Genomic DNA, 23,341 nt, shown 5'->3' with positions numbered 1-23,341 from the left:
GGCTCAATCACTCCATTCCCGATCGGTATCTATCCCTGAATTCCTGCGGCGTCACCTGATAATAGTCACGGAATTTCCGAATAAACCAGTTGGTATTGGGATAGCCAATACTTTCACCAATATGGTAGATTTTATTATTTGTATGCTTGAGCACCTCGCAGGCTTTGAGCATACGCTGCTCGTAAATATATTGGGATACGGTAGTGCCTGTACACTGCTTAAAGATTTTTGACAGATGGTTAGGATGTACGAAGACGCGTTTGGCCAGCAAAGTAAGTGACAAGTCCTTGTCCAGCTCTTTCTGGATGTAGAGTTGCGTCTTCCGGACGATCACCTGGCTGTGGTCCTCGGTCTCCTCCCCTAGCTTATCGCGAAGTGTGCGTAGTAAGTCGAGCGCCCAGCTTTCCAGCTGCGACGCGTGCAGCATCGCTTTTCCTTTAACGAAAGCCGATTGCTCAGGAGTGAGCATTTGGGCCAGCGTCCTGCCGCTGCGATTCGCGATATACTGGAAGGCATTGGAGAGAAAGAAAAAGACATCGCGCATGAGGTAAGGCGAACCCGTATGCATTAGCGGTGATACAAACGCTCGGATCTTAGCTTCCGCCGCTTCCCATTGCTCCGTTTCCAAAAGATGTGTCAGCAGAGGCGTTTCATAGAGCTTGCGCATAAGACGCGCTTCCTCTTCATTCTGCTCGGGCACCTGCCCACCCGAAAAACCGTCACTATCTAATCGCGATTTAGCTGTCATATAACTAGCTTGCAGTCCTTCCGGGAATAGACAGTCGGTTTCCCCTACAGAAATTTTACCTTTAAGCAAACTCTGTACTTCTTGCTTTAATCGCTCTATCCGCTCAAGCACCCATTCCGGATCGGGTGGTGCTCCTGACAGGTCGTATACCAGAGCGAGCAGGTTTCCTTCATCATCCGCCGCCGACCAGCAGTCATAGCGGTCCATCAGCAATTCTTCCAGCATGTTTGTTACCGCGAACCGGATCAGTGACTGCGAATAGAGGTCTTGTCCATCGAAGGGGGAACCCAATCGGACCAGGCACATCGAGACATGACCTGGTATCGGAAGAGGGAGGTCAAACAGCTTTAACTTCTCTGCAAGCGCCTTGCTATTCAGATTTCCGCTGAGCACTTTGAGCAACAACCCTGCTTTCAGTTCTGCACTATTGTCTCGGTAGATACGGAAGCCCTGTTCGATTGATCGCTCCTGCTCAAGCTGCTTAATGATCCGGCCCATTGCCTTAAGTAGCTGCTCGTCCTTCGCGGGCTTCATCAGGTAATCGAGCGCTTGCAGCTCAATCGCTTTTCGGGCGTAATCGAAGTCCGCATAACCTGTGAGCAGCAGGCACTTCAGCCCTGGAATACGAAGCCTGGCCTGTTCGATCAGTTCCAGGCCGTTCATGCGGGGCATACGGATATCCGTCATAAGGATGTCAATGGGGAAGGTGTCTATCAGAGCAAGTGCCTCGCTCGCGCTGTAAGCCTTCCAAACGCGGGAGATACCAAGTGTCGCCCATGGAATTGTATCTGCCAGACTGTCCGCATAATGTTTCTCGTCATCAACTACAAGCAGGCTATTCATTGCTCTTCCTCCTTCGTTTCGTCTTTCATCCCAAGTCTCCAAATCAGCCTCACGTTTAGCCCCCCCAGTCTGGACGGGCAAAACTCAATTTGAGCGTCTGAACCGAAGTTGCCTTGCAGTCTTTGATATACGTTCCAAAGACCGCAGCCTGCATATTCACTGGCCGGAATATGAAGCTCCATTTGCAGTTGGTCCATCCGTTCTTTATTTAATCCTTTTCCGTTATCCTCCAATTCCAAGTGCAATTGATCTTCATTGACGTAAACTCTAATTTCAACCCGGCCTGGATATTCGACGTTCTCAAGTCCATGCACGATCGCATTCTCCACGATCGGTTGGATAAGAAGCCGGGGAATTCGCAGCTCCGCCAACTCTTCAGGCAGTTCGATGCTGTAGGACAGCGTCTCATTGCGAAGCCGAAGAATCTCGAGGTGAATGCGCACGAACGCCAGTTCTTCCCCCAGGCTGACTCCTTGATTATCCATTCGCGTCGTATACCGGTAATAGTCGGCCAGATGATACGCCATGTCTATGACAGCCCGATTCTTTCCCATCTTGGTCATATTAATGATGAAACCTAAACAATTGTACAGAAAATGAGGATGAATCTGTGCTTGTAGCTGTTTTAGCGTAGCATCGCGCGCAAGGATACGCGATTGTAGGACATTCTCGATGAGATCTTGGATCTGCGTCGCCATCTCGTTAAAGTTCTGCATCAGGAACGTGAATTCATTGTTTGATTTCTTCGGCAGGCGGTAGGCGTAATCGCCTTCCTTAATCCGCTGCACCGCACGCACAAGTTGAAAGATAGGCCGATGTACGTTCCAGTACAAGGCAGACGCGGCGGTAATACAGGATAGGAGCAAAATAATCGAAGAAGCTCCAAACAATAACCGCTGTTGCTTGATAGGTCCGATAATCTGGTTAAGTGGAACAGAATCGACGAGATGCCACTCAAGAATATTGGAATAATAATAGGTAATCAGATAAGGCCTGCCGTCGAAGGAATGAATTAAAAAACTTGAATCCCGGATATTGATCCTGTCGCCTAATTCCGCGATAATTTGGTCCATCTTGGGCCCATCTGCGGATCGGCTGGCGATGATGGCATGTCCTTCTTTGTAAAAAAACGGGTTGTCAGAGTGACCAGATTTGTAGGTATCAAGCAAATTTTCGAAGCTCCACTTGTAGAGGTTAATGCGAACGGCAACATCCAGATCGTCCGTACGGGCTGGTTTGTAACCCGTAGTGACATAAGTTCGAGTAAACCCGGAGCCAATCTCCAAATCTTCGCTGTAGCTCCACCCTAGCGAAAATCGGCTTTCAAACTCTTGAAGGTCATATTCATAGGAGGGGGAAGAAGAAATACTATCGTCTCGTTGCGGGAAATAGACGGTCACGTCATTGCGCCAGTTGCCCGATGCGCTGGCCAGCGACAGCTTCTCTTGGATCAGCAGCCTTGTTTTCATTAGGGAATAATCGCTCACGTTGAGGTTGTAAAGGTACTCCAGCACGTTCGTGTCAACGAGCATAGGTGCGGAGACTAAGTCGAACTTCTCAATGCTGGCATCCAGTTGTGCCACGAAAAGCTCCATCCGGTTCAGGCTGGCTTTGATAAGCTCCTCCTGTATGACGTTGATGCTCTTAGAGGTAGAATAATAGTACAGCGCCACAACCGGAGTTAGCAAAATCAGCAATAACACTAACATTTTCTGAAAAATATTAAATTTGATCCGCATGGGATTTCCATCCTTGTTTTGTAATTACACCTCAACCTGTATTTTACAATGGATAGAAAGCGTTTTCTATACAAATTCTTTGCGTTTCAACAAATTAAAATAACCTCATTCCCAATGAACTCTACTTAGGAATGAGGCTTCGTTAAAATTTAAAGGCATTATCAACCGTTATTTTAGGACTCCCCAAAAAGAATCTCCGCATTAAATATCTAGCGATCCTGCTATTTCCCATCAGTTTCATGCACGCTAGCGAGAAGTTTTTAATCCCTTTAGGGGATTTAACGATCATGCTGATTATCAACTGTTGAGCAAAATGCACAAAACGAATTTCCCGATTACGAATGGGCTGCAAACGATCTAAACGCTTGTATTCATGATTTGGCTCTAATTTTGATGCAACAATAAGTTCAGCTGTGACCAGCGCTGTTTCAAAAGCCAAGGACAATCCGATAGCTCCGAGTGGAGAAGAACAATGTGCAGCATCACCGATTAGAATACAACCCTTATCATGCCAATTGTCCACCATAAAAGTCTCTGATTGGATAGAAACGAACGATTTGAAATCACTGATTTTTTCAATGTCTTCTTCAAGCTCAGGAAAGGCCTTTATGAATTCAAGCTTTAATGGTTCGATGCCTTTTCTTTTTATGGTATTCCATTGGTCTTTCTTCATTGTAAAACCTATTTGCACACAATCAGAGGAATAAGGAAGCCCTATGAAGTTACTAAAATCAGACAATCTGAAAAGGAGTTTTTGATTTAGCTTGAACTCATTAGTCGATATTTTGCACCAGATTAAATCAAAATCTTCTTTTTTATACTTAAAAGAAAAATCGCTAGTCTTCCTAACCGTGGACATCCGTCCATCCGCTCCGACTACTAAAGAAGCATGGATCTCAGTCATTTGTCCATCTACTAAGGCGTTTACCCCGACTGTTCGATTTGTACTTTTAATAGTTGAAGTGACCTTAGCGTTAAAAATGAGCTCAAAATTAGTATAATCCTTTGCTAGATCGTAAAGAAAAGTTAACAGGACGGATTGTTTTATTTTAATTGCGTAAGGTGCCTCCGGCATTTCTTTTTCATAATCAATTTGAGTGATATATTTCTTATTATTCCATATTTCGGCATTAAATAATTTTATATGCTCATACTTTTCAAGACACTGTTCCAGGTTCAGCTCTTTCATGAGCCTTACAAATCGAGGCTGGAGAACTTCTCCTCTAAACTTGCGATTAAAGCTTGTTTGACTTTCCAGTACGGTAACTCTAATTCCGTTTTTGGCTAACAGCAGCCCTAGAAAGAGGCCAGAAGGTCCACCACCAACAATGCAAATCTCCGTTTCTTTAATCATTCCTATCACTCTGTGGGTAAAGAAGCAGCCCGTTCATTTTTTACTGCGGGTTCCCTAGCCGATAATCTAAGAAAAAGAGAGATTAAAAAACCTAATAAAAGAATAGAACCTAATATAGTAAAGGATAACGAATAATTTTCTGTTTTTAATAATTTCAAAGCTAATATCGGGCCTGTGCTAGCGCCTAGGAATAGAATAAATGCATTGAATGAAATAGCAGACCCTCTTGCATTTCCCCCTAATTGACTGACAATTGAGATGATAACGGGAGTTACCAGCGCGATACCAGCCACAAATACAACGCTCATTAGGACAAGAAGTGGCAGGTTCGTGCTAAAACCTAGAGCAAGCAACCCAATTGCAGCTAAAGCTAAGCCTCCCCTTAGAACAGCAGCCATTCCAAGTTTTTGAGCAATTCTTCCGGAAAAGGGTGCTAAAAGCATCCCCGCGATTCCAAATGCACGAATATAAAGGATATCCTGTGAGGAAAGTCCAAACTTAGCTGAGCTTAAATAACTTCCCAAAACGGTGTACATGCCAACTAAAGTTAATAGGAGCATAAAGGTTATCGCAAAAGCCAAAAGCAATTGTGATTGTTTTAGCAGAATTGTCATTTGTTTAAACTTCCGCAGAACATTTTCTTTCGGTCTTAGCATTTCATCTTTAGGAAGGAACCTTATTACAATCACTGAAGTAATACCATACACAATCCCCAAAATAAAGAAAATAGCACGCCAGCCAAGAGCTTCGTTAACAATCCCACTAAAAACCTGGCCTACTATGCCTGCCATTAACAGTCCTGAGCTTATAAATCCAACGGCTGTTAATCTTTTATGAGGCGGGAACATTTCCCCTGCATACACTAGCGCAATAGGTGCAAAAGCAGCAGCCACTAGGCCTTGCACTCCTCTGAGCATAATAAGCCCGTAAAAACTATCCACAAATCCTAGCGCAAGCGTAACTACGGTTAACCCAATAATGCTGGCTACTAAAAATACTTTACGTCCATATCTGTCTGAGAAAGGTCCATACAAAAGACAGCCCAGAGCATAACAAAGAGAAAATGAACTCCCAATCCAAGCCGCCTCACTCGTGCTAATTTGAAAGGCATGTGAAAATACTTCGGATAATGGAATTGTAATATACATGCTAGTTAAAATAACTAATCCACACCAAAATAAAATAATCGTCATTAATGAATAGTTCTTATTGTAATTCTGAACGTCTATCGTCTGATTCATAAAGTGAATATCCCCCGGTTTACTATTAATTTGCAACAGTGATGCCTTCCAAGACATGGATCAACAAATCCTTTATGTAATCCGCATCCGGAATTTTTTTATAGATGAGAATTTGAAAGTAAATGGGACCATAAAGCAGATCTAAAGTTATATCCAGGTTAATTGTTGACTTCAATTCTCCCTTATCTATGTCTGCTTGGAGTAATTGTTTGGCTTCATTTCTTTTAGTCATTAAAAACAATACGTAAAAATCTTTCGCGATTTCTTCGCTCTCTGTAACTATAGTTAAAGTGGATTTCCCGATTTTGCTATTGAGGATACGAGCTAAAGCTTCAAGCTGTTGTTTAAAGTTAACCTCAATGGATTTATTGCTATCAAATTCAAACTCTGATTCTACGGTCATTAGAAAAGCGTCCAATACAAGCCGTGCTTTATTTTCCCACCATCTATAGATGGTTGTTTTGCCAACTCTAGCTTGTGCTGCAATAGCCTCAATCGTTAATGATGAATAACTGTTAGATTCCAACATTTCTAGAGTTGCAGTAAGAATCTCCTTTTTACTTCGAGGTTCTTTGTTTTTCACGTTCAATTTCATTTCACCTCCTAGATGTTATTTATTAAAAGTATGTAATTATAGAACGATACGTATCGTTTCATTTGTTACATTATCTTATATCATTTTCATCAAATTTAAAATAGCTAATTTGAGAATTATTATTTTCTGGATTTAGGCATGCGTTAGATGACTAAACATAACTTGCGCATACAAAAACTAACGCTTCGGAATGGTCCGAAGCGTTAGTTTTTGTGGATATTTGCAATTTAGGATTTGATGACTAGTTTATCAACTATAAACATAATTAAAATAATAACAACAATAATTACGATAATTATACCTACTAGTGATTCGAAAAAAATGAGCATGAAATAAAGTAATATCGTCTCCCAAAATGACCAGTCAAAATCAACCATAGATTCCACCTTTCTGATAATCTTGGCGAAGTGATTAAACCTTCCTGTTCGTGGGACTTGTCCCGAGTGTTATGCTTGTAAGCGTTCCTATTCTATCTTATCAAGAGTCCCAGGCCACTCATTACATAAGGACGAACAATGTCCACAAGTAAATCGGTCTGATCAGCCTCCCCCTCAATTAACCAAGTAAATGCAGCGCCATAGATCGCTGAACCTGTCATTGCTGAAATGATCTTTGTATGTTGGCGGTCTGCGATATCATAATTAATCCCTTTCAAAAATATGTTTTCAATGATTTGCTGCAGCATATTTTTTACTTTCTCATCCACCAGCTTAGCAATAGATTTAGAATCCATTCTGCATTTCTGATAAAAATCAACGATGTACTGATGAGTCAACAAGATCAACTGGTTACATATTTCATCTGAAAACTCCCGTGCATTCATTACTTGTTCAGGAATCATCTGATGAAAAGAATGTTCTGTAAATTCATCGAGTAAAGCATATTTATCTTCATAATGGGCATAAAAAGTAGCCCGGTTTATCGTAGCTTTCTGTGAGATATCTTTTATTGTCATTGAATCAAATCCTTTAGTCTGTAAAAGATTTCTGAAAGCTTCTCTTATTAACAGGCGAGTCCGTATTACTCTCGGATCTTCTTGATGTACCATCTGAGTCTCCCCTTTCTAAAACATCAATTATCGGAATGTGTTGTCTATGCAACTCTTTTCTTACAATGACGGTTGTAAGCATAATCTTGTCATACTATTATCTTATCAAACAGATGTTGCTTAAACAATCAGTGACTAGTTAGTCGGAAGGAATGATAATAGTGAACATAAAACAAAATAGACTTCTAATATTTGGCGCTGGCGTAATTGGCAGTTTATACGCTCTTAGATTTGCACAATCGGGGTTTGACGTCACTTTACTGGCTCGAGGAAAAAGGCTGGATGAACTTAAGCGGAAGGGTTTGAGATACAACGACAACGGTACGATAAAGCAACTATCCATTAAGACGGTCGAAAAGCTTGTAGATGATGACATCTATGATTTTATCTTTGTTCCTGTACGATATGATCAGGCAGAATCTGCCCTGTCTGCGATCAAAAATAATCAGAGCAAAACAATAATTACACTGACCAACACTATTGGTTATAATTCCTGGCTTGAAATCGTGGGTGATCGGTTACTTCCAGGATTCCCTGGTGCAGGTGGAGACATTAAAGAGGATATTTTATACGCTCAATTTGGTTCCAAAACTTATTTTGGTGAAATAAATGGACAAACGACCGAAAGAGTTAAGGAGCTTGCTTTGATATTCGAAACAGCTGAAATGCAGTATGAAATACAAAAAGATATTCAAGCATTTCATGTTTCACATGCTGCACTCGCTGCAGTCAACAAGCATTTTTATACGAATGAAGGAATGGTAGATATTGAGACAGCAATAAGCGAAAGCATTCTTAGCAAAGTAGCTACAGATATCAAACAAAATCTTTACTTGGTAGAGCAAGCTGGAATCTCTGTAATCCCGACTGAAACGAAGTCAATGGGAGAACTGATGGAAGAAGAGATTATATCCCGGTATCGGCAGATGCTGAGTGATGAGTTTATCATTGATGTTAAGTTTGGAAACCAAGCTGTCAGCAGAAAAGCAGAAATAATATTATTGGATGAAATGTTTCATGAGAAGTTTTCGATTTGATCCAAGCAAAATTTTACCATAAAAGTTATCAAATGAGTTCACACCCCATATTACTTAATACTAAAACAATGTAATATGGAGGTGTTAGATTGCCACTGAATCAAGATCAGCAGATCTTTCAACAAAGCACAACAACTCAAAGCTGGGGAAATATCCAGGGACAGACCTTAGTTGCAGGCCAGGGTAGCTTGAGAAGAGGAATGAACTATAAGTTAGGCGCTCAGGCTATGGCACAAATCAATAATTTATTAAATAAATGGGCTGAATTAAAAATATTGGGGAGTGCCGAAGTTTCGCTTCTTCTCCAAGTACAGATACAAACGCCCCTGGATCTATTCGACGAAGCCGGGCTAGCTGGTCGACTTCAAGCCGTTCTTAAAGCGGCGGTAGCGGCTGGATTAAGCATGAATATGACAGTTAAAGAGTTATTGAAAATCCTGAAGAATAAACCGTCAGGAAATGGTTTATCCGGTGAATTGATTGAGCTATTGTTAGAAGAATCAGAGCTCGAAGGTTATTTGTACGCCCAATTTGCGGTTGGTTTTATGGCGTATGCCAATTTTGTTATGCTTGGTAATTTACATAAGACAGCTACTCTAGGGGAATCTGGATTCCAATTTGTCTATGAGGCGGGAATGGGATTTATTGCGGGGGGTGGCTATGGAGGTGGCATCAATTTTAAATTCCCCGATCCTGCAAAACTGGTCAATCGTTATGGGGACCGCTTAATTGAGGGCATTGTTAATAAAGCTATTGACACACAGCAGGAACAAGCATTAATGCTCGGTACTATGCTAAGGATAGGAGTGAAATCAGCCTATGAGGTCAGTAGACAATTAAATGAAGGTACCGGGAGCAATAACGAAAAACTAGCGCAAACCGTTCTTACATTTATTGGCGGACAGTTCCAATCGTTGTTCTTCTTGACTATGAATGTGTTCTTTAAGGAAGAGATCCTTCGTTTAATTGGCCTTGCTTCTTTACCAGCTGAACAAACCTCAGAAGTCATTCAAACCCTGCAAGGTTTTAATTCTTTTCAGTTAGTGCCGGATAACCATGAAATTTTTGTTCGTTTAGACTCATTATCAGCATTAATTCAAAACGAGCAGCTTAAGAAGGAGTTTGTCAGAAGTATTTCTGCTTTGTGGGTATCAGCTTTGTTGCTCCCCCTTGCAGTGCAAGCGGCAGATAAAGCAACCATGCCTACTTTTACGGCACAATTGTCTTACCAACCTCCTCCCGCTGTCAAAAGTGCAATTAATACAGATTTGAACCGTCCGTCTGACACAAATTTGAACCAGGGGGATCTTCTATCATTTCTACTTGATAAACCTTTGACGCTTACCATACAACATGTAGATAGCGTTCGGGAGATAGCAGCAATTCTCAAACCTGCCGTTTCAGGAACGGCCCAAGATGCAATGAAGTTCTTATTTAGTCCCTCATTTCCTTCGACTACAGGGGAAAACTCTTTTAGATCAACACTTGGAGCCATAAATCAAGCTTTCGATCATTACGTGGATACGGAAATAAGTGCTAGAAAAACTGCAATCTCGAACACTTTGGCTGGCGAGGAAGAGATTAAGATTCTATTTGAGCAAGCCCTGATTCCCTGCATACAACTGACTTCTGATGTTCTAATTCCAGAGATCGTTAATGGATTTCAAAATTTTGACATAAAAACTATGCAAGAAGTATTATCCAGCGTATTACTCACAATGCTTGGAAGAAGCGTTATTCATGTCATGGACGGAATTCAGACTTCAGTTAATAAACAAATCGAGGGTCTTCTTCGCGAAGCTGCTGGTCAGGCTGCAAATGTTCTTGGACCACTTGGAGCTCAAGATATTTTAAAGAAACCGTTGGAGGCAGCTGTTAAAATTATTGCGGAAATGGTAGCGCCTTTGACACCTGAAGTACAAGAACAACTTTTTGAGAATGCTCTAAACATATTTACTCCAATAAAAGGTAACGCCGTGGACTTCGCCAACCATTTGCAAAGCGATCCGATGTGGATGCCTCAAATGGCTGAAATAGAAGCAATAGCCAAAATTTTGATAAATCATTTAACTGATCATATGATTCAATTCGCTCTAAAACTGATTCCAGCGTTGTTTCAAGCCTTGATCGATGAGCTCCTGGCCATAATCGAACACTGGCTAAATGTAATAGCCAAGATATTAAATACTATTACCGATTTCATAACTAAGTTAATGCAAGAAAAATTAATGAAAGAACTGATTGAACCTGTAATGGAAATCGCTGAAAAAGCCGCTGACGTATTAACGTTTAACATTTTTTCTCTAATCGGTGCCGGTAAAGTAAAAGATGAATTTTTCAAAGGGTTAAGAGGAGCAGTCGAAGCTATAATTCAAGAAGCAATCATCCCTCCTGTTGTTATGACAGTGAAAGAAATCAAGTTCAATCCTCGTAAGCTCGTGGATCTTTGCCGAGACGTTTCCGACTTTACTTTTACTAAATTTTCTGAGATTTTTAACGATTATATTTTTGGGGAGATCCAGAATCAACTTGAAAAAGGTTTAAATATGAAAAATTTCAAATTGGATATTAAAGTGCCCGTTTCTTTTTCGATTGACTTACCATGGCCTTTAGGGTCACAATCCTTATCTCATACGTTTAGACTTACAGATGTCCTCATTCCGTCATCAATCGTTTTAGACATTGTAATGAATTTAATACGTAACAATCTAAAATTAGGAGGAACATCGGAGTATCTTTTCCAAATGGTTGTAACAACTATCGATAATTTCAAAAAAGTAGATCAATATAAATTGGATATGGCAGAAGCTTTAAAAAAGTATAGTAATTAAAGGAATATCTTTTAATTTTTCAACTTCGAAATGCTGCCTAATTGAAACCTTCTTCGCATTGTTGTATCTTTCAAACTAGCACCATCTATCGGACATAGATGACGCTAAATGCAGTATTATTGCACTTTTGGTAGGCTAACGGTCTTCATAGCCACTATTTGCATGAAATATACCACATATGAACCTCTTTATAAGCAATAGCGTCACTGGAGTCCGAAATGTTGTTCACAAGGCTGAAAATCAGAAAATAGTGTCATCTGAGTCCGAAACCCTCAGAGGCTCAGATAACGATGACACTGTTGAAGCTGGCGGCTACCAATAAACTAAAAGCAGCAAAAAACTAAGAGCAGCGAATCTCTCTTCATTAAGAGAATCGCTGCTCTTCAGTTTTTTACGATGCGACAGTCTGTTTTACTCAAGTGGAGAACGTAGTTTTCACTGTAGCCCCATTGGACTATTCATCCATATGAAATTTGACAGGTAACCTTAGCAATCGCCTGCCTCTGCCTATTGGATCAGCTCAAGAAGTTCTGCAACATTCGCCTTGTACTGTGGCTTGAAATCATCTGATTTCATATAACCCGCAAGACTGAATAAGAACTGTCTGCCTTCCGGCGTATCGCTAACCTTATCAGCATCCAATGCGCATATCAGCAGGTTGCCTGCTCCTACACTGCATTCCACTAGGAAACTCAGCTTATGATTGCGTTCAAAATTATCGATAGTCTGCACAACGGGATTCCAATCGCGGTCAGCTGCATCCATGATGAGCGATTTCGAATTCTCAACAATACTCCACCAGGGATAGGTAGAATATTCCTCGCTCGGGAACTCACGAAGCACCGGGTGCTTGTTATCAATCAACAGCCCCATAGTACCAATGGGTACTGGCCGGTTCATGCTCTCTGAGATCGAGCGGAACATTGGATAACACCAGAAATCTGTGCAGTAATAACCTTCAACGGCATTTTGGAGAGATTCCGGTTTCGGCATAAGCAGCACATTCTCACCTTGCTCCAGCAATGCAAGCGCATCATCAGACAGCTTGTCGAAGACATGGACACCTTCCAGCATGTTGCCACTCTTCACTGGATAAATCCACAGGTCGTAACTCTTACGGATATCTGTTCCCTGTATGGAGAGGGACAATACGATAGTACTCATACGGTCAACTTCAGGTAGTTTTATTGCCAGATCGCAGATATCGATATAATTCGTTCCTGCAGGTACGTCCACCTCGGTTGAACCTGCGGCGAGTATACCATTATCCGCGGTAAGCTCCCAATGCAGTTCAAATGCACTCGGCATACCACTGCGGAAACAGCTCAGTTCAACATGGGCATCGAACGATTCACCAGAGACATAGTTATACTTAGGGAATCTTGCCAACAGAACGGCATCATTACAAAAAGTTCGCCAGTCCTCCGGACTTATCATTCCTTTGGAATCCATAAAGGCGTCGAGGACACCCACCAGCGCCGTTCCCTGGCCACTGAAATCCTGCAAATCAAGCAGTTGGAAGCCCGCAAGCCGCCGGGAGCGGAATGCCGCCTCAAGTTCCTCTTTGTAGCAAGCTACTGCCAGTTGCCCCGAGGATTCAAAATATTTGGCGGCCAAATGACCCAACCCTTTACTTTCCAGTCGTTCACGGAAAATTTTGAAATTCTCAGCTTTGAGCGGACCGTTGTATTTATCGATTTCCTCATAATTAGGATAGGTAGCATACTGTCCGATCTCATGCGAGATTACCGGAATGTGCGGTATCCATTCTGCGGAAGCGTCTCCAGCCTTCACCGTCTTGGCTTCCGTACCATACTGGATCTGAATCTCTCCGCCAGCGGCAGCTTCCATCCCCTCTCCGTTGAAGAAATCCTGAGGGACGATCTGATCGTCATAGTCTTTCATCGTGCCTGGCAGATCGATCTGGACATGACCTAATGGAGCATCACACATCGCATAGGAACCTCTGAACAGCCGATCTCTGGAGAAGCGCACGCCGCTGAAGAAATCGTCATGTTCCAGAATTTCTGGCACCCATTGGTGGTTATTGGACCCCTGTGTATAGAGAATCCGGTTATCAAATGCTTTATAGTCCTTTAGGAAGGAATCAATCTTGGCTTTGCTGCCCCATAGCTCGTTGCCAAGCGACATCATCACGAAGGAGGGGTGATTGCCAAAAGCCTGAAGTATGGCATAGCCTTCGCTGATCAGATAGTTCTGCTCCGCTTGATTATGTCCCTCGTCGGTTTCTTCTGTGATTGTTCCCCAGAATGGAAGCTCTGGTTGCATGTAGATACCTAGCATATCCGCTGCGGTGAAAGCAGCTTCCGGCGGACAGCAGGTATGAAAGCGATAATGATTGATGCCGTAAGACTTGGAGATGCCAAGGATTCTTACCCATTCCTCGACGTCAGTCGGGGCATAACCGGTAAGCGGGAAGATCAGGCCGTCATGTTTGCCGCGGAGGAAGGTTTTTTCTCCGTTGATTGTAAACTTATCGCCCTCTGCCCGGAATTCCTTCAATCCAAAAACGAGCTCCTGTCGGTCCGTTATATATCCATCACTGTCTTTCAAAACAAGGTTTATGTTATAAAGATTGGGAGCGCCTTCACTCCAGAGCAGCGCGTCTTGACCAAGCTCATAGTTGACGGAAAAACTACCCGGTGAGACTGGGTACTCCCGCTGGTCCACAGCATGTGCATTGTCGCTGTTGAAGCTCTGCGCAGACACTGTAAGTATAGATTCGTTCCTGCTGTCCAAGGTTGCCGTGATTCGGACTGAGCGGGCTGAGAGATCCGGATCGAGCCGGATGCCGCTGAGCCGTGACTCACCGTAGAACTGAAGCTCCATACGTCCGGTAATCCCATTCCAGTTAGTCTGGGTATCCTGCGACGTTAAATGTCCACCTTTGGTTGGGTAACCCGTATTGTCCACACGGATGGTGAGCGTATGATTCCCAGGTTGAAGCTGCGGCAACTCGTATATATGTGGGGTGTTCAGACTGTTACGGCTGCCTATTTCCTGATTGTCCAGCCATAGAGTCGTCAGCCTCGTGCGTTCCAAATATAGGAAGCAGACTTTGCCGGCTAGTTCTTCCGGAATGACGACCTCTTTTGAATACCAGACTTGCCCTTCAAACAAATACTCATCCGTTAATGCGCTTACTAAAACATCCTCGTTCTTCGAACCTTTGCGTGCGTAGGACGTTGTTCCCGGCAGTGTGATAACATCTGTAAAAGGCAATGCCAGTCCTTGATTTCCCTCATCCAATTGCAACTTCCATTCGCCTTCCAGGCTGATCTTTGTCTGCAAAATATCACTCCTAATAATGATAATCTCTGAACTCCTGAGGTGTGGTGCCGGTTGTTTTCTTAAAAAGGAAGGCAAAATAAGCCGCGGTTTGAAAGCCCACCTGCTCGGCAACCTCGTAAACCTTAATATTGGGGTCACGAAGTAGTTCCTTGGCTTTGTTCATACGCGCTTCCTGCACGAAATCGGAAATCGTCCGGCCCATTTCTTTCTTGAAGAGAACACTTAAATAGCTGTGATTCAAGTGAAACTGCTCAGCAAGCTGCTTTACAGTCATGTTCTCATGCAGATGCTCCTCCAATTGGCGGGCGACCCGCTGGATAAGGTTATGCTGCTGAGCGACCTGCTCTCTTTGATTAAGCTTAGCATATTGCGCCAAATATTCCAGTACGACCTTCCTGACTTCATCTACGCCTGTACAGTCGATCAACCGCTGCCACATGAGGATGTTCAACTCTGTATCCTTCTCATGTATACGCTTCAGTTTTCTGGCTAGTTCGCTAAGCAAACCCATTCCGAAAGCCTGCACATAGGAAAAGGATACAGGCTCTCGCGCAAGTAACACTTCGAAAGCATGATTGAAATAAGCGGAAGCTTTATCGCTCTCTCCTCTGTCCAGTAGCTTAACGATTTCCGGAATGTATTCTTCACGCAACCGGAAATCATGATATTCATTCATCAAGTTCCGGTCGAAATAGAGGATTTGTCCGTAGCCGGCCAGCCTGGCACCGGTCATCATATGCCTTACTTCCTTATACAGCAACGGTATTTCCGTCCAGAACAAACACTCTCTGCTAATTCCGACCGAGACGGAGGCTTTATACTGCTCTCTTAGGATATCTTGGATAAACGCAAGCTGCTTCTCAAGTCTTGCCCGCACCAATGGCGTTGCGTTCAGCACAATGACGGCCAGTTCATCCGCTCCTGTCTTCCCTATATAGGTACCGGTGAAGCCAGATAGACCAGTCTTAACGCAGTTCAATAACCCTTCGCTAAGCAGGATCCGATCCTTGGCATCATGCGGATTATCTAGAAACCTGCGGTCATATCCGAACAGGAATAATGTTGCCTGCCATTCCCCATTAGGCAGATCCAGCAGACGCCGCCAGGATTCGAGCAGCTCATCACTGTGGATCCAGCCTTCGACCATATCTTTGACGAAACGTTCCTGCAGCACCTCATAGCTCTCTGTTACTTTCTCCCTAAGTACAGTGGTTTCCTGTTCAATCTGTTTTTTCTTCTCAACTACTTCTCTGAACGCAGTCAGTTTCATTTCGAGTTCTTCCGTCTTGATGGGCTTCAGAACGTAAGCTTTAGCTCCCAGATGTATAGCCTCCTGCACAAATTCAAACTCGTCATATCCACTGATCATCACAGTCTGTAAAGACTGGAGTAACGGATAATCCGCTCTGCATCTTGCGAGCAGTTCGATCCCTGTCATACCGGGCATCGAGACGTCAGCGATCAGCACATCCACAAGAGTTTCTCCTAGGATTGTTAGTGCTTCTTCACCAGATAATGCAGTTAACGGTTCCTCATACCCCAGAGCTTTCCAGCCAATATGACGAAGAAGCCCTTGAATCTGCATAGGCTCGTCGTCGACAATTAATGCCCGCATTAAGCTCCATCCCCCTTTTTTATCTCAGGACTTTCCTTGCAAACAGGGATATCAATGGTTACACAAGTCCATTCGTCTTCTACACTGTCAATCTCAAAGCCGCCCTCTGTGCCAAAATACAAGGCAAGACGTTCACGGATATTGTTCATCCCGAATCCGTTTTGCGTCCCCGTGTAGCTGCCGGTACGGATCTGTTCCAGCTTCTCACTGCCAATCCCTTTTCCATTATCAAAAATCTGAAACTGCACCGTATTCTCCACTCGTTTGATCGTAATTTGTATAAAAGCATGAGTTCTAGTTGTGATGCCCCCGTGCAGATAACAGTTCTCGACCGTTGGCTGTAGAATCAGCTTAATGCTGTACAGGTCAAGAACGTCAGGCTCTACCAGCCACTCTACGGATACCTGACCGGGATAACGCAGCTGCTGAATTTCGATATACGCCTTAAGATGCTCAATTTCATCACGGATCAGCGTCACATTAACCCGGTTATTGAGTGCCAGCCGATAGAATGTCGTCAGCGCATCTATGGTTCGGATTTGCAATTCGTCCTGCTGATCTAATGCCCGCCAACGGATCAGACTTAGCGAATTATAGATGAAATGAGGGTTAATCTGTGCCTGCAACGCCCTAAATGATTGCTCCCGCTCTTTGAGCATGGCCTCTGTATGTTCTTCGACCAGTTTTCTCAAACGGCCAGACATGGAATTGAACAATATCTCAAGTTCACCCAGCTCATCGTTGTCACGGTTTCTCACTGTAACTTCGAAATAGCCCTGTGAGATATCTGTCATTCGGATGCCCAGCTTGCGGATCCGCCAAATCACATTTTTAAGTACAATCATGATTAGAAAGATGGACAACAGCAGGAAAAATGCAATACCTGCTCCGATATAGTACATAATCCGCGTAGACTGCTCCTCCAGTCGGTCAAGATGCACAAGCGCGGCAACCGTCCAGCCAGACTTAATCTCCTGAGTGATCAGCATCATCCCGCTTTTTGTCGCCGATGTTTCCAACGAGTTATTCCAGTACTGACCTAAGGAGGATGAGGATAACCGGCTGCCAATTTCAGAAGGCTCCGAGGATGCAATAATTCGTTCGTTGTCGTCAACAATATACAATTCTCCGGCCCCTTCAAAAGGATGCTCGAACGATTCCATGAAGACACCGTTATAGTTCAGTAACAGGTACACAATCCCGTAAACATCTCCATATGCGTTCAGAATTTTATGGGATACCACTAGCTTAGTCCTGTCGTCAGCTGCATTAGTCCATACCAGATTGTCTGTTGTGCGAAGCATTTTCGTATACCATTCCCGCTCTCGAATTCCCGAAAGGCTCCGTTCTTCCGGCTTCCACAGAAGCCCTCCATCTTGCACTAGTGTATCGTTGGTATGATAGATCCGGAAATTCTCAATACCTGGCAAGTATTTACTGGTGAGCAGGAAGGAACGGTCCACATAATTGACCGTACCCAATTGTTCATCGATATCCGCATAGTCCCTGGCTAATCTAGAGATCAGCTCACCATCCGTAGCCGTCCGGGTAGCCAGCAGATCATAGCTTTGCTTCCTGAATTCAATACTCTGCGCACTTTGCCGAACGGCTTCCCTGATCGTAAGCATATAATTGGCCCGCACCGTATGAAGCATCATGTACCCTGCACCTGCAGCCAGCAGTACGGTGGGGAGAAATACAATTAGTCCGTAGAATAATACAATCTTACTCCTCAGGTTCATAGAACGGGTCATACGGATGATCCATTTCTCTATTTGTTGTTTAATCATAGATTTCCCCCATGAAGTGCAAAGGGAGCCCCCTCCAAGTGAGAGGTGCTCCATTAATTTTTTTATCGTTTAAGATCCGCGACTGAAAGAGCATCACGGTTGTCTATTGCAAGGCGGTTACTTCCTCCTTGTACGTATCCAGCCACTCCTGCTTGACTTCACTCCAGTGCCCACGCTTCTCTAGTGCTGCTTGGAAATCGCTCCAATTCTTCTCGAATTGCCCCTCGTCTTTGGCCATTAAAAGCTTGGCTCGATATTCCTTGCGGATATTTTCGATCTCCGGTGAATATTTCTCCCATGCGCCGCCCTGTTTCATCTGGAATAGATCATAAGACTCTGCCACGCGGATCGTTCCCATTTTGCCGATAGCTTCTGTGAACTTAATTGTCTTAGCAGCTCCGGCTTTTCCTGCATCCTCTGTGTTCCACCATGGGTACCATTCATTGCTGTAAGAGGCAGTCATGTAAAGCTCCGGGGTGACTTTAGCTTTTTGTGCGGTGTCTCCGGAATTGCGGCTCGTCTTGTAGGTTTCGTCTGTGAATTTCCATTTACCCAACGGTTGATCAATCCAATCCCAGTATAATCCCGCCGGTCCTTCATTAATGACCTGCTGCTGTTCGGGTTTCGGCTGCAAGGTATAATCGAAGAATTTCAGAATAGCTTCCAGATTTTTAGTTTTTTCACTAACATAGACATCATAGCCTGGATTCGGATTGGTAACCTGATTAATTCCGACTTTCTCTACACCATCCACTTTAGGAAAAGGGATCGCTTCGTAAAACCACCCTGGCTCTGTTGGGCCGTCCAATGTCTCCCAGGTTGAGGCAGGAATGTTCCAGAAGCTGCCGACATTGAAGGCAATACGACCTGATTTGTTCTTTTCTGTATACTGTTCTTTTTTGCTGGTAACGACCTCTGGATCGATCAACTTCTCCTGGTACATCTTGTTCATCCATTGATAAGCTGCTTTATAATTGGGATCGTCGTAAGCGAATACAAAATCATCGCCGCGTTTATCAACGCCATTACCCGCTGTAGTCACCCCAAATGCTGTCAAAATCGCGTTTTCATCACTCCAGCCCAGATTATCACTAGTGTCCATCAGGAATGATAGAGGAATAAGCGATTTGCCGGAAGCATCCTTCTCTTCAGCAGCTCTCCGAAGGAAGGTCTCAACTCCTTCTAACGTTGCTAAGTCCTCTTTGGTCATACCTGTTTTCTCCAGCACATCACTTCTGACAATCCAGGCTTGAGATGCCCAACCTGGCCACGGATCTTCCGGGTTTTGGTCAAACCAGGTAGGGATGGACCAGATATGGCCCTCATTATCCTTCATAAGTTCCAGATACTGCTTTGGAATAGACGCCAGTCCTGGATATTTGTCAGGCATATCGAAATACTGCTCTAGCGGCATAAGCTGTTTCGACCGGTTCATCGCGCTTTTGACCGTTTCGTTTCGGCTGAAGATAGCTGCATCCTCAAAGCCGCCAGTGTTTATCTTCAAATTAAGTGCAGTCATCGCGTCGCCTTGGGTGGTTTCCAGCTTCACATTTACTCCAGGCTCCTGTTCACGCCAATATTTCTGGACCATACTATCATTATTGATGGTTGCCGTCCATCCGAGCCAGAGATTAAAGGAAGTCGAGCCACTGGCGGGCTGGTTATTTGACGTTTCATTGTCACTTCCAGGCTTGTTCGCAGTATTCCCACCTGATCCGGAGCATCCGGCAATAGACATCAGTAAGGTTGCTGCAGCCAAGGCGACTAGACCCGTTTTTTTGATCATCATTGTTTAATTCCCCCTGTTCTATTATTGTAGATCAACCTTTTACTGACCCTACAAGAACTCCTTTCACAAAATATTTCTGCAGGAACGGATACACGCACAGGATGGGGATTGCACTCACCATAACGACTGCCATCTTAATCGACATCAGCGTAATATTCTGCATTTGTGAGCTCCTCGCCAAAGCTTCCTGGTTGGTATTCGAGCCAAGGACAGCGGATAAATCCTGAGCAGCGAGCAATTGCTGCAGGAAGGTCTGCACCGGAATCAGATTCTGCTTCGTGACGAAGAAAGCACCGGCGAACCAATCATTCCAGTGTCCCACTGCGGTAAACAGTCCCAGCGCTGCAAGCATAGGTTGAGAGAGTGGAATAATAATCTGAATCAGAGTACGAACAGGACCGGCTCCATCTAGTTCAGCGGATTCTACCAGAGCTTCAGGGATTCCCTGTATAAACTTCAGCATGACAAACATGTTCCAGACCGAGAACAGCCCGGGGAAAATATACACCCAGAACGTGTTGATAAGCCCGAGATTATTAAGCTGAATATAGAAAGGAACCAGTCCTCCACTGAATAACATGGTTAAAAGAATATAGCCTAGTATCGTGCTTCTTAAGGGAAGACCGCGGAAGGACAAGCCAAATGCCACCAGAAGTGTGACGATAAGTCCTGCGAATGTGCCAATGACTGTCCTAGCGATTGTAATTAGATAAGACTGCCGGATAATTTCATTTCCTAATACGATCTCATAATTTATTAATGTGAAATTCTTGGGCCATAGATACACGCCACCTTTGGCTGCACTTGCACCGTCATTCAGTGAGATTGCCAGCATGTACAGGAATGGATATAGTACAGACAAGCACAGACCGGCCAGTACTATGACGATGACGTATTGAGCTATTTTTTCACCTCTGCTGAGCTTCATATGCCATCACCATAATCCTTCACCATTTATTTTTCTGGATAACTGATTAGTCGAAACAACCAATATCAAGCTGATCACTGAGGATAACAGTCCTACTGCGGTCGCCATCCCAAAATATCCCTGCTGCAATCCGTTGCGGATGATATACGTATCCAGTACATCCGCGACCCCTTGATTAGCAGAATTCATCAGCGGATAAATCTGATCCATCCCTACAGTAATCAGGCTTGGGATACTTAGAATTAGCACAATCGATATCGTCGGTAGAATACCCGGGAAGGTGATATGCCGAATCTGGGCTAGCTTTCCTGCCCCCTCTACCTTGGCGGACTCATACAATTGCAGATCAATCGTTGTGATCGCAGCCAAATAGAGGATCGTGTTCCAGCCGGTCTCTTTCCACAAGCCGCTTAATATAACCATGGGCCGGAACCACTCCGTGGAACCTAGAAAAAATACGGGATCACCACCTGCTTTCTCGATGAACTGATTGACCAGCCCACCATCCAAAGTCAGAAAAGACTGCAGGATGTAAGCGACTACAATCCATGAGAAAAAATGTGGCAAATAGCTGACCGATTGCACGAATCGTTTAAATACAGGCCGGGTTACCTCGTTAATCACCAGCGCCAGCAGAATCGGTGCCGGGAATCCGAAGATGAACTTAAGCACGGATATATATAACGTGTTTTTGACAACAGTTAAAAACTGGGGATCTTGCAGGAAAGAAAAGTTGTCTAATCCCACCCATACGCTATTCCAGATCGAGGTGCCAATCTGAAAGTCGCGGAAGGCGACCTGAATCCCTGCCATCGGAATATAGCTGAACAGAAATAGCAACAGAACTCCCGGAAGAATCATTAAATATTGCCATCGGTACTTGTAGAACTTAGCGTACAATTTACATCCCTCCTTGATATTTCTATCATAAGCTGCAGCGGGAACCCTGCCTATATAACAGTGATTGGTTATCTATTGCTCTGATTGGATATTTAAAGCGCTTACGTTGATAGACAAGCTCCGCGCGCACGCAAATAAACGCAGCCTTAAACGGCTGCGTTACATTTTTTATGACGAAAGCTAAATATTGAAATTCAAATTAATATTATTGTTAATGTATGGCTTTATGCCCTGCCGGTTGAGATGCCTTGGAATAGCGGTTCTCAGGCAATGGAATACCGAGATTTCCACGCAGGGTGCTACTTTCGTATTCAGTGCGGAACAGACCCCGCTCTTGCAGAATCGGCACTACCCGATCGACGAATTCCTCCAGTCCGTTAGGAACAGCAGCTGCGATCATAAATCCGTCTGCTCCTCCACCCTCAAACCAGGTTTGAATCTGATCCGCCACTTGCTCAGGTGTGCCAATAAAGCTGCTGCGCGGGGTAGCGGATTGTAAGGCGACCTGTCTTAGTGTTAAGCCTCTCTCCTTCGCGTCCTTTTTGATTTTATCCGTGCCGCTCTGAAAACTATTGCGCCCCAACTCGCCAAGCTCAGGGAACGGTGCATCCAGCGGATATTGCGAGAAATCATGATGCTCGAAGAATCTGCCCAAATAGTTCAGTGCATTCTCAATCGTCACGAGACCAGCAACCTCCTGATATTTGCGCTCTGCTTCCTCTGGTGTGTCGCCAATGATTGGTGCAATGCCAGGAAAGATCAGCACCTCATTCGGATCCCGGTCAAATGAAGCTACCCGTGTCTTAACATCGCTATAGAATGCCTGGGCATCTTCTAGCGTTTCGTGGCCAGTGAAGATAGCATCCGCTTCCTTTGAGGCGTAATTTTTACCAACTTCTGAGGAACCTGCCTGAAACACGACTGGCTGCCCCTGCTTCGAACGAGCAATATTGAGCGGTCCCTTCACGGAGAAGAACTCACCTTGATGGTCCAGGGTATGCATTTTTTGCGGATCAAAGAATACACCTGATTCCTTGTCTCGGACAAACGCATCATCTTCCCAGGAATCCCATAATCCGCGCGTCACCTGCAAATATTCGGTAGCAATGCGGTAGCGCTTGCCATGGTCAGGATGCTCTTTTTTGCTGTAATTAGAGGCAGAGCCTTCCAGCGGTGAAGTCACCACATTCCAGCCGGCCCGGCCTCCGCTGATTACATCCAGTGAGCCGAATTGACGCGCGACAGTAAACGGTTCACTGTAGGAGGTGGACAGGGTACCAACCAGACCGATGTTGGTGCTGACGGCGGCGAGTGCGCTAAGGATGGTCAGCGGCTCAAACCGGTTAAGGAAATGCGGAATGGACTTTTCATTAATGTACAAACCGTCTGCGATGAAGATCAGATCCAGCTTGCCTTCTTCTGCCTTCTGTACCCACGCTTTGTATAATTCAAAGTTTACACTTGCATCCGGCTTAGCATCAGAATGGCGCCACATCGACGTGCTGCCTCCTACTCCATGCAGCAGTGCGCCTAGCTTCAGTTGTTTTGGTTTGGTCATGTTCATTCCTCCT

15 protein-coding genes are annotated in these 23,341 nt (G+C 44.2%); 2 read left to right on the top strand and 13 right to left on the bottom strand.

Annotation, left to right across the window (positions count from 1 at the left end; all coding sequences use genetic code 11):
- Window positions 1–7: 7 nt before the first annotated feature.
- From NYE35_RS16225 to NYE35_RS16200, 6 genes are all read right to left on the bottom strand, one after another.
- Window positions 8–1,591, bottom strand: a complete 1,584-nt coding sequence (locus NYE35_RS16225; RefSeq protein ID WP_076272581.1) for a response regulator — start codon at window positions 1,589–1,591, stop codon at window positions 8–10.
- The gene (locus NYE35_RS16220; RefSeq protein WP_076272580.1) at window positions 1,588–3,330 is read right to left on the bottom strand and encodes a sensor histidine kinase; all 1,743 of its coding nucleotides are present in this window, start codon (window positions 3,328–3,330) and stop codon (window positions 1,588–1,590) included. Before NYE35_RS16220 ends, NYE35_RS16225 begins: the two co-directional genes overlap by 4 nt.
- A 142-nt stretch (window positions 3,331–3,472) precedes the next feature.
- Entirely contained in the window at window positions 3,473–4,684 is a 1,212-nt protein-coding gene (locus NYE35_RS16215; RefSeq protein ID WP_036677213.1) for an FAD-dependent monooxygenase, read from the bottom strand.
- A gap of 5 nt (window positions 4,685–4,689) precedes the next feature.
- Entirely contained in the window at window positions 4,690–5,877 is a 1,188-nt protein-coding gene (locus tag NYE35_RS16210) for an MFS transporter (protein ID WP_340960229.1), read from the bottom strand.
- 73 nt (window positions 5,878–5,950) lie between these two features.
- Complete coding sequence (locus NYE35_RS16205) at window positions 5,951–6,520, bottom strand: TetR/AcrR family transcriptional regulator (RefSeq protein ID WP_076099198.1); 570 nt, start codon at window positions 6,518–6,520, stop codon at window positions 5,951–5,953.
- 469 nt (window positions 6,521–6,989) lie between these two features.
- Window positions 6,990–7,568: a TetR/AcrR family transcriptional regulator gene (locus NYE35_RS16200; protein ID WP_038571167.1), complete on the bottom strand. Its 579-nt coding sequence runs from the start codon at window positions 7,566–7,568 to the stop codon at window positions 6,990–6,992.
- A 161-nt stretch (window positions 7,569–7,729) separates the two neighbouring features.
- On the opposite strand from NYE35_RS16200, the gene NYE35_RS16195 reads away from it, so the two are divergent.
- Together NYE35_RS16195 and NYE35_RS16190 are read left to right on the top strand one after the other, a co-directional pair.
- Window positions 7,730–8,605: a ketopantoate reductase family protein gene (locus NYE35_RS16195; protein ID WP_076099199.1), complete on the top strand. Its 876-nt coding sequence runs from the start codon at window positions 7,730–7,732 to the stop codon at window positions 8,603–8,605.
- Window positions 8,606–8,694: 89 nt separating this feature from the next.
- The gene (locus tag NYE35_RS16190) at window positions 8,695–11,436 is read left to right on the top strand and encodes a hypothetical protein (protein ID WP_341121641.1); all 2,742 of its coding nucleotides are present in this window, start codon (window positions 8,695–8,697) and stop codon (window positions 11,434–11,436) included.
- Between the two features lie 507 nt (window positions 11,437–11,943).
- Here NYE35_RS16190 and NYE35_RS16185 read toward each other — a convergent pair.
- From NYE35_RS16185 to NYE35_RS16155, 7 genes are all read right to left on the bottom strand, one after another.
- Complete coding sequence (locus NYE35_RS16185) at window positions 11,944–14,748, bottom strand: glycoside hydrolase family 2 TIM barrel-domain containing protein (RefSeq protein ID WP_340950992.1); 2,805 nt, start codon at window positions 14,746–14,748, stop codon at window positions 11,944–11,946.
- Between the two features lie 10 nt (window positions 14,749–14,758).
- The gene (locus NYE35_RS16180; protein ID WP_341121639.1) at window positions 14,759–16,363 is read right to left on the bottom strand and encodes a helix-turn-helix domain-containing protein; all 1,605 of its coding nucleotides are present in this window, start codon (window positions 16,361–16,363) and stop codon (window positions 14,759–14,761) included.
- A complete protein-coding gene (locus tag NYE35_RS16175; protein WP_076144082.1) occupies window positions 16,363–18,153 on the bottom strand; it encodes a cache domain-containing sensor histidine kinase in 1,791 nt (596 codons plus the stop codon). Before NYE35_RS16175 ends, NYE35_RS16180 begins: the two co-directional genes overlap by 1 nt.
- A 103-nt stretch (window positions 18,154–18,256) precedes the next feature.
- A complete protein-coding gene (locus NYE35_RS16170; protein WP_094900814.1) occupies window positions 18,257–19,942 on the bottom strand; it encodes a hypothetical protein in 1,686 nt (561 codons plus the stop codon).
- Window positions 19,943–19,973: 31 nt separating this feature from the next.
- Window positions 19,974–20,870 (bottom strand): carbohydrate ABC transporter permease, encoded by an 897-nt coding sequence (locus tag NYE35_RS16165; RefSeq protein WP_076144086.1) that lies wholly within the window; start codon window positions 20,868–20,870, stop codon window positions 19,974–19,976.
- 6 nt (window positions 20,871–20,876) lie between these two features.
- Window positions 20,877–21,770, bottom strand: a complete 894-nt coding sequence (locus tag NYE35_RS16160) for an ABC transporter permease (protein ID WP_081390243.1) — start codon at window positions 21,768–21,770, stop codon at window positions 20,877–20,879.
- A 211-nt stretch (window positions 21,771–21,981) separates the two neighbouring features.
- Window positions 21,982–23,328, bottom strand: a complete 1,347-nt coding sequence (locus NYE35_RS16155) for an LLM class flavin-dependent oxidoreductase (RefSeq protein WP_036677270.1) — start codon at window positions 23,326–23,328, stop codon at window positions 21,982–21,984.
- Between the last annotated feature and the right edge of the window lie 13 nt (window positions 23,329–23,341).

Origin of the sequence: Paenibacillus sp. FSL L8-0494, assembly GCF_038003695.1 — a bacterium.
Lineage (GTDB): Bacteria > Bacillota > Bacilli > Paenibacillales > Paenibacillaceae > Paenibacillus_AQ > Paenibacillus_AQ odorifer.
The sequence above is the reverse complement of the archived record's forward strand: the minus strand, read 5'-3'. Positions and strand labels throughout refer to the sequence as shown.

Bases quoted from the DNA above. Each gene is read 5' to 3' on its own strand.
- NYE35_RS16165 (WP_076144086.1), bottom strand. From the start codon at position 20,870: ATGAAGCTCAGCAGAGGTGAAAAAATAGCTCAATACGTCATCGTCATA.
- NYE35_RS16175 (WP_076144082.1), bottom strand. From the start codon at position 18,153: ATGATTAAACAACAAATAGAGAAATGGATCATCCGTATGACCCGTTCT.
- NYE35_RS16170 (WP_094900814.1), bottom strand. From the start codon at position 19,942: ATGATGATCAAAAAAACGGGTCTAGTCGCCTTGGCTGCAGCAACCTTA.
- NYE35_RS16205 (WP_076099198.1), bottom strand. From the start codon at position 6,520: ATGAAATTGAACGTGAAAAACAAAGAACCTCGAAGTAAAAAGGAGATT.
- NYE35_RS16220 (WP_076272580.1), bottom strand. From the start codon at position 3,330: ATGCGGATCAAATTTAATATTTTTCAGAAAATGTTAGTGTTATTGCTG.
- NYE35_RS16215 (WP_036677213.1), bottom strand. From the start codon at position 4,684: ATGATTAAAGAAACGGAGATTTGCATTGTTGGTGGTGGACCTTCTGGC.
- NYE35_RS16180 (WP_341121639.1), bottom strand. From the start codon at position 16,363: ATGCGGGCATTAATTGTCGACGACGAGCCTATGCAGATTCAAGGGCTT.
- NYE35_RS16200 (WP_038571167.1), bottom strand. From the start codon at position 7,568: ATGGTACATCAAGAAGATCCGAGAGTAATACGGACTCGCCTGTTAATA.
- NYE35_RS16155 (WP_036677270.1), bottom strand. From the start codon at position 23,328: ATGACCAAACCAAAACAACTGAAGCTAGGCGCACTGCTGCATGGAGTA.
- NYE35_RS16210 (WP_340960229.1), bottom strand. From the start codon at position 5,877: ATGACGATTATTTTATTTTGGTGTGGATTAGTTATTTTAACTAGCATG.
- NYE35_RS16225 (WP_076272581.1), bottom strand. From the start codon at position 1,591: ATGAATAGCCTGCTTGTAGTTGATGACGAGAAACATTATGCGGACAGT.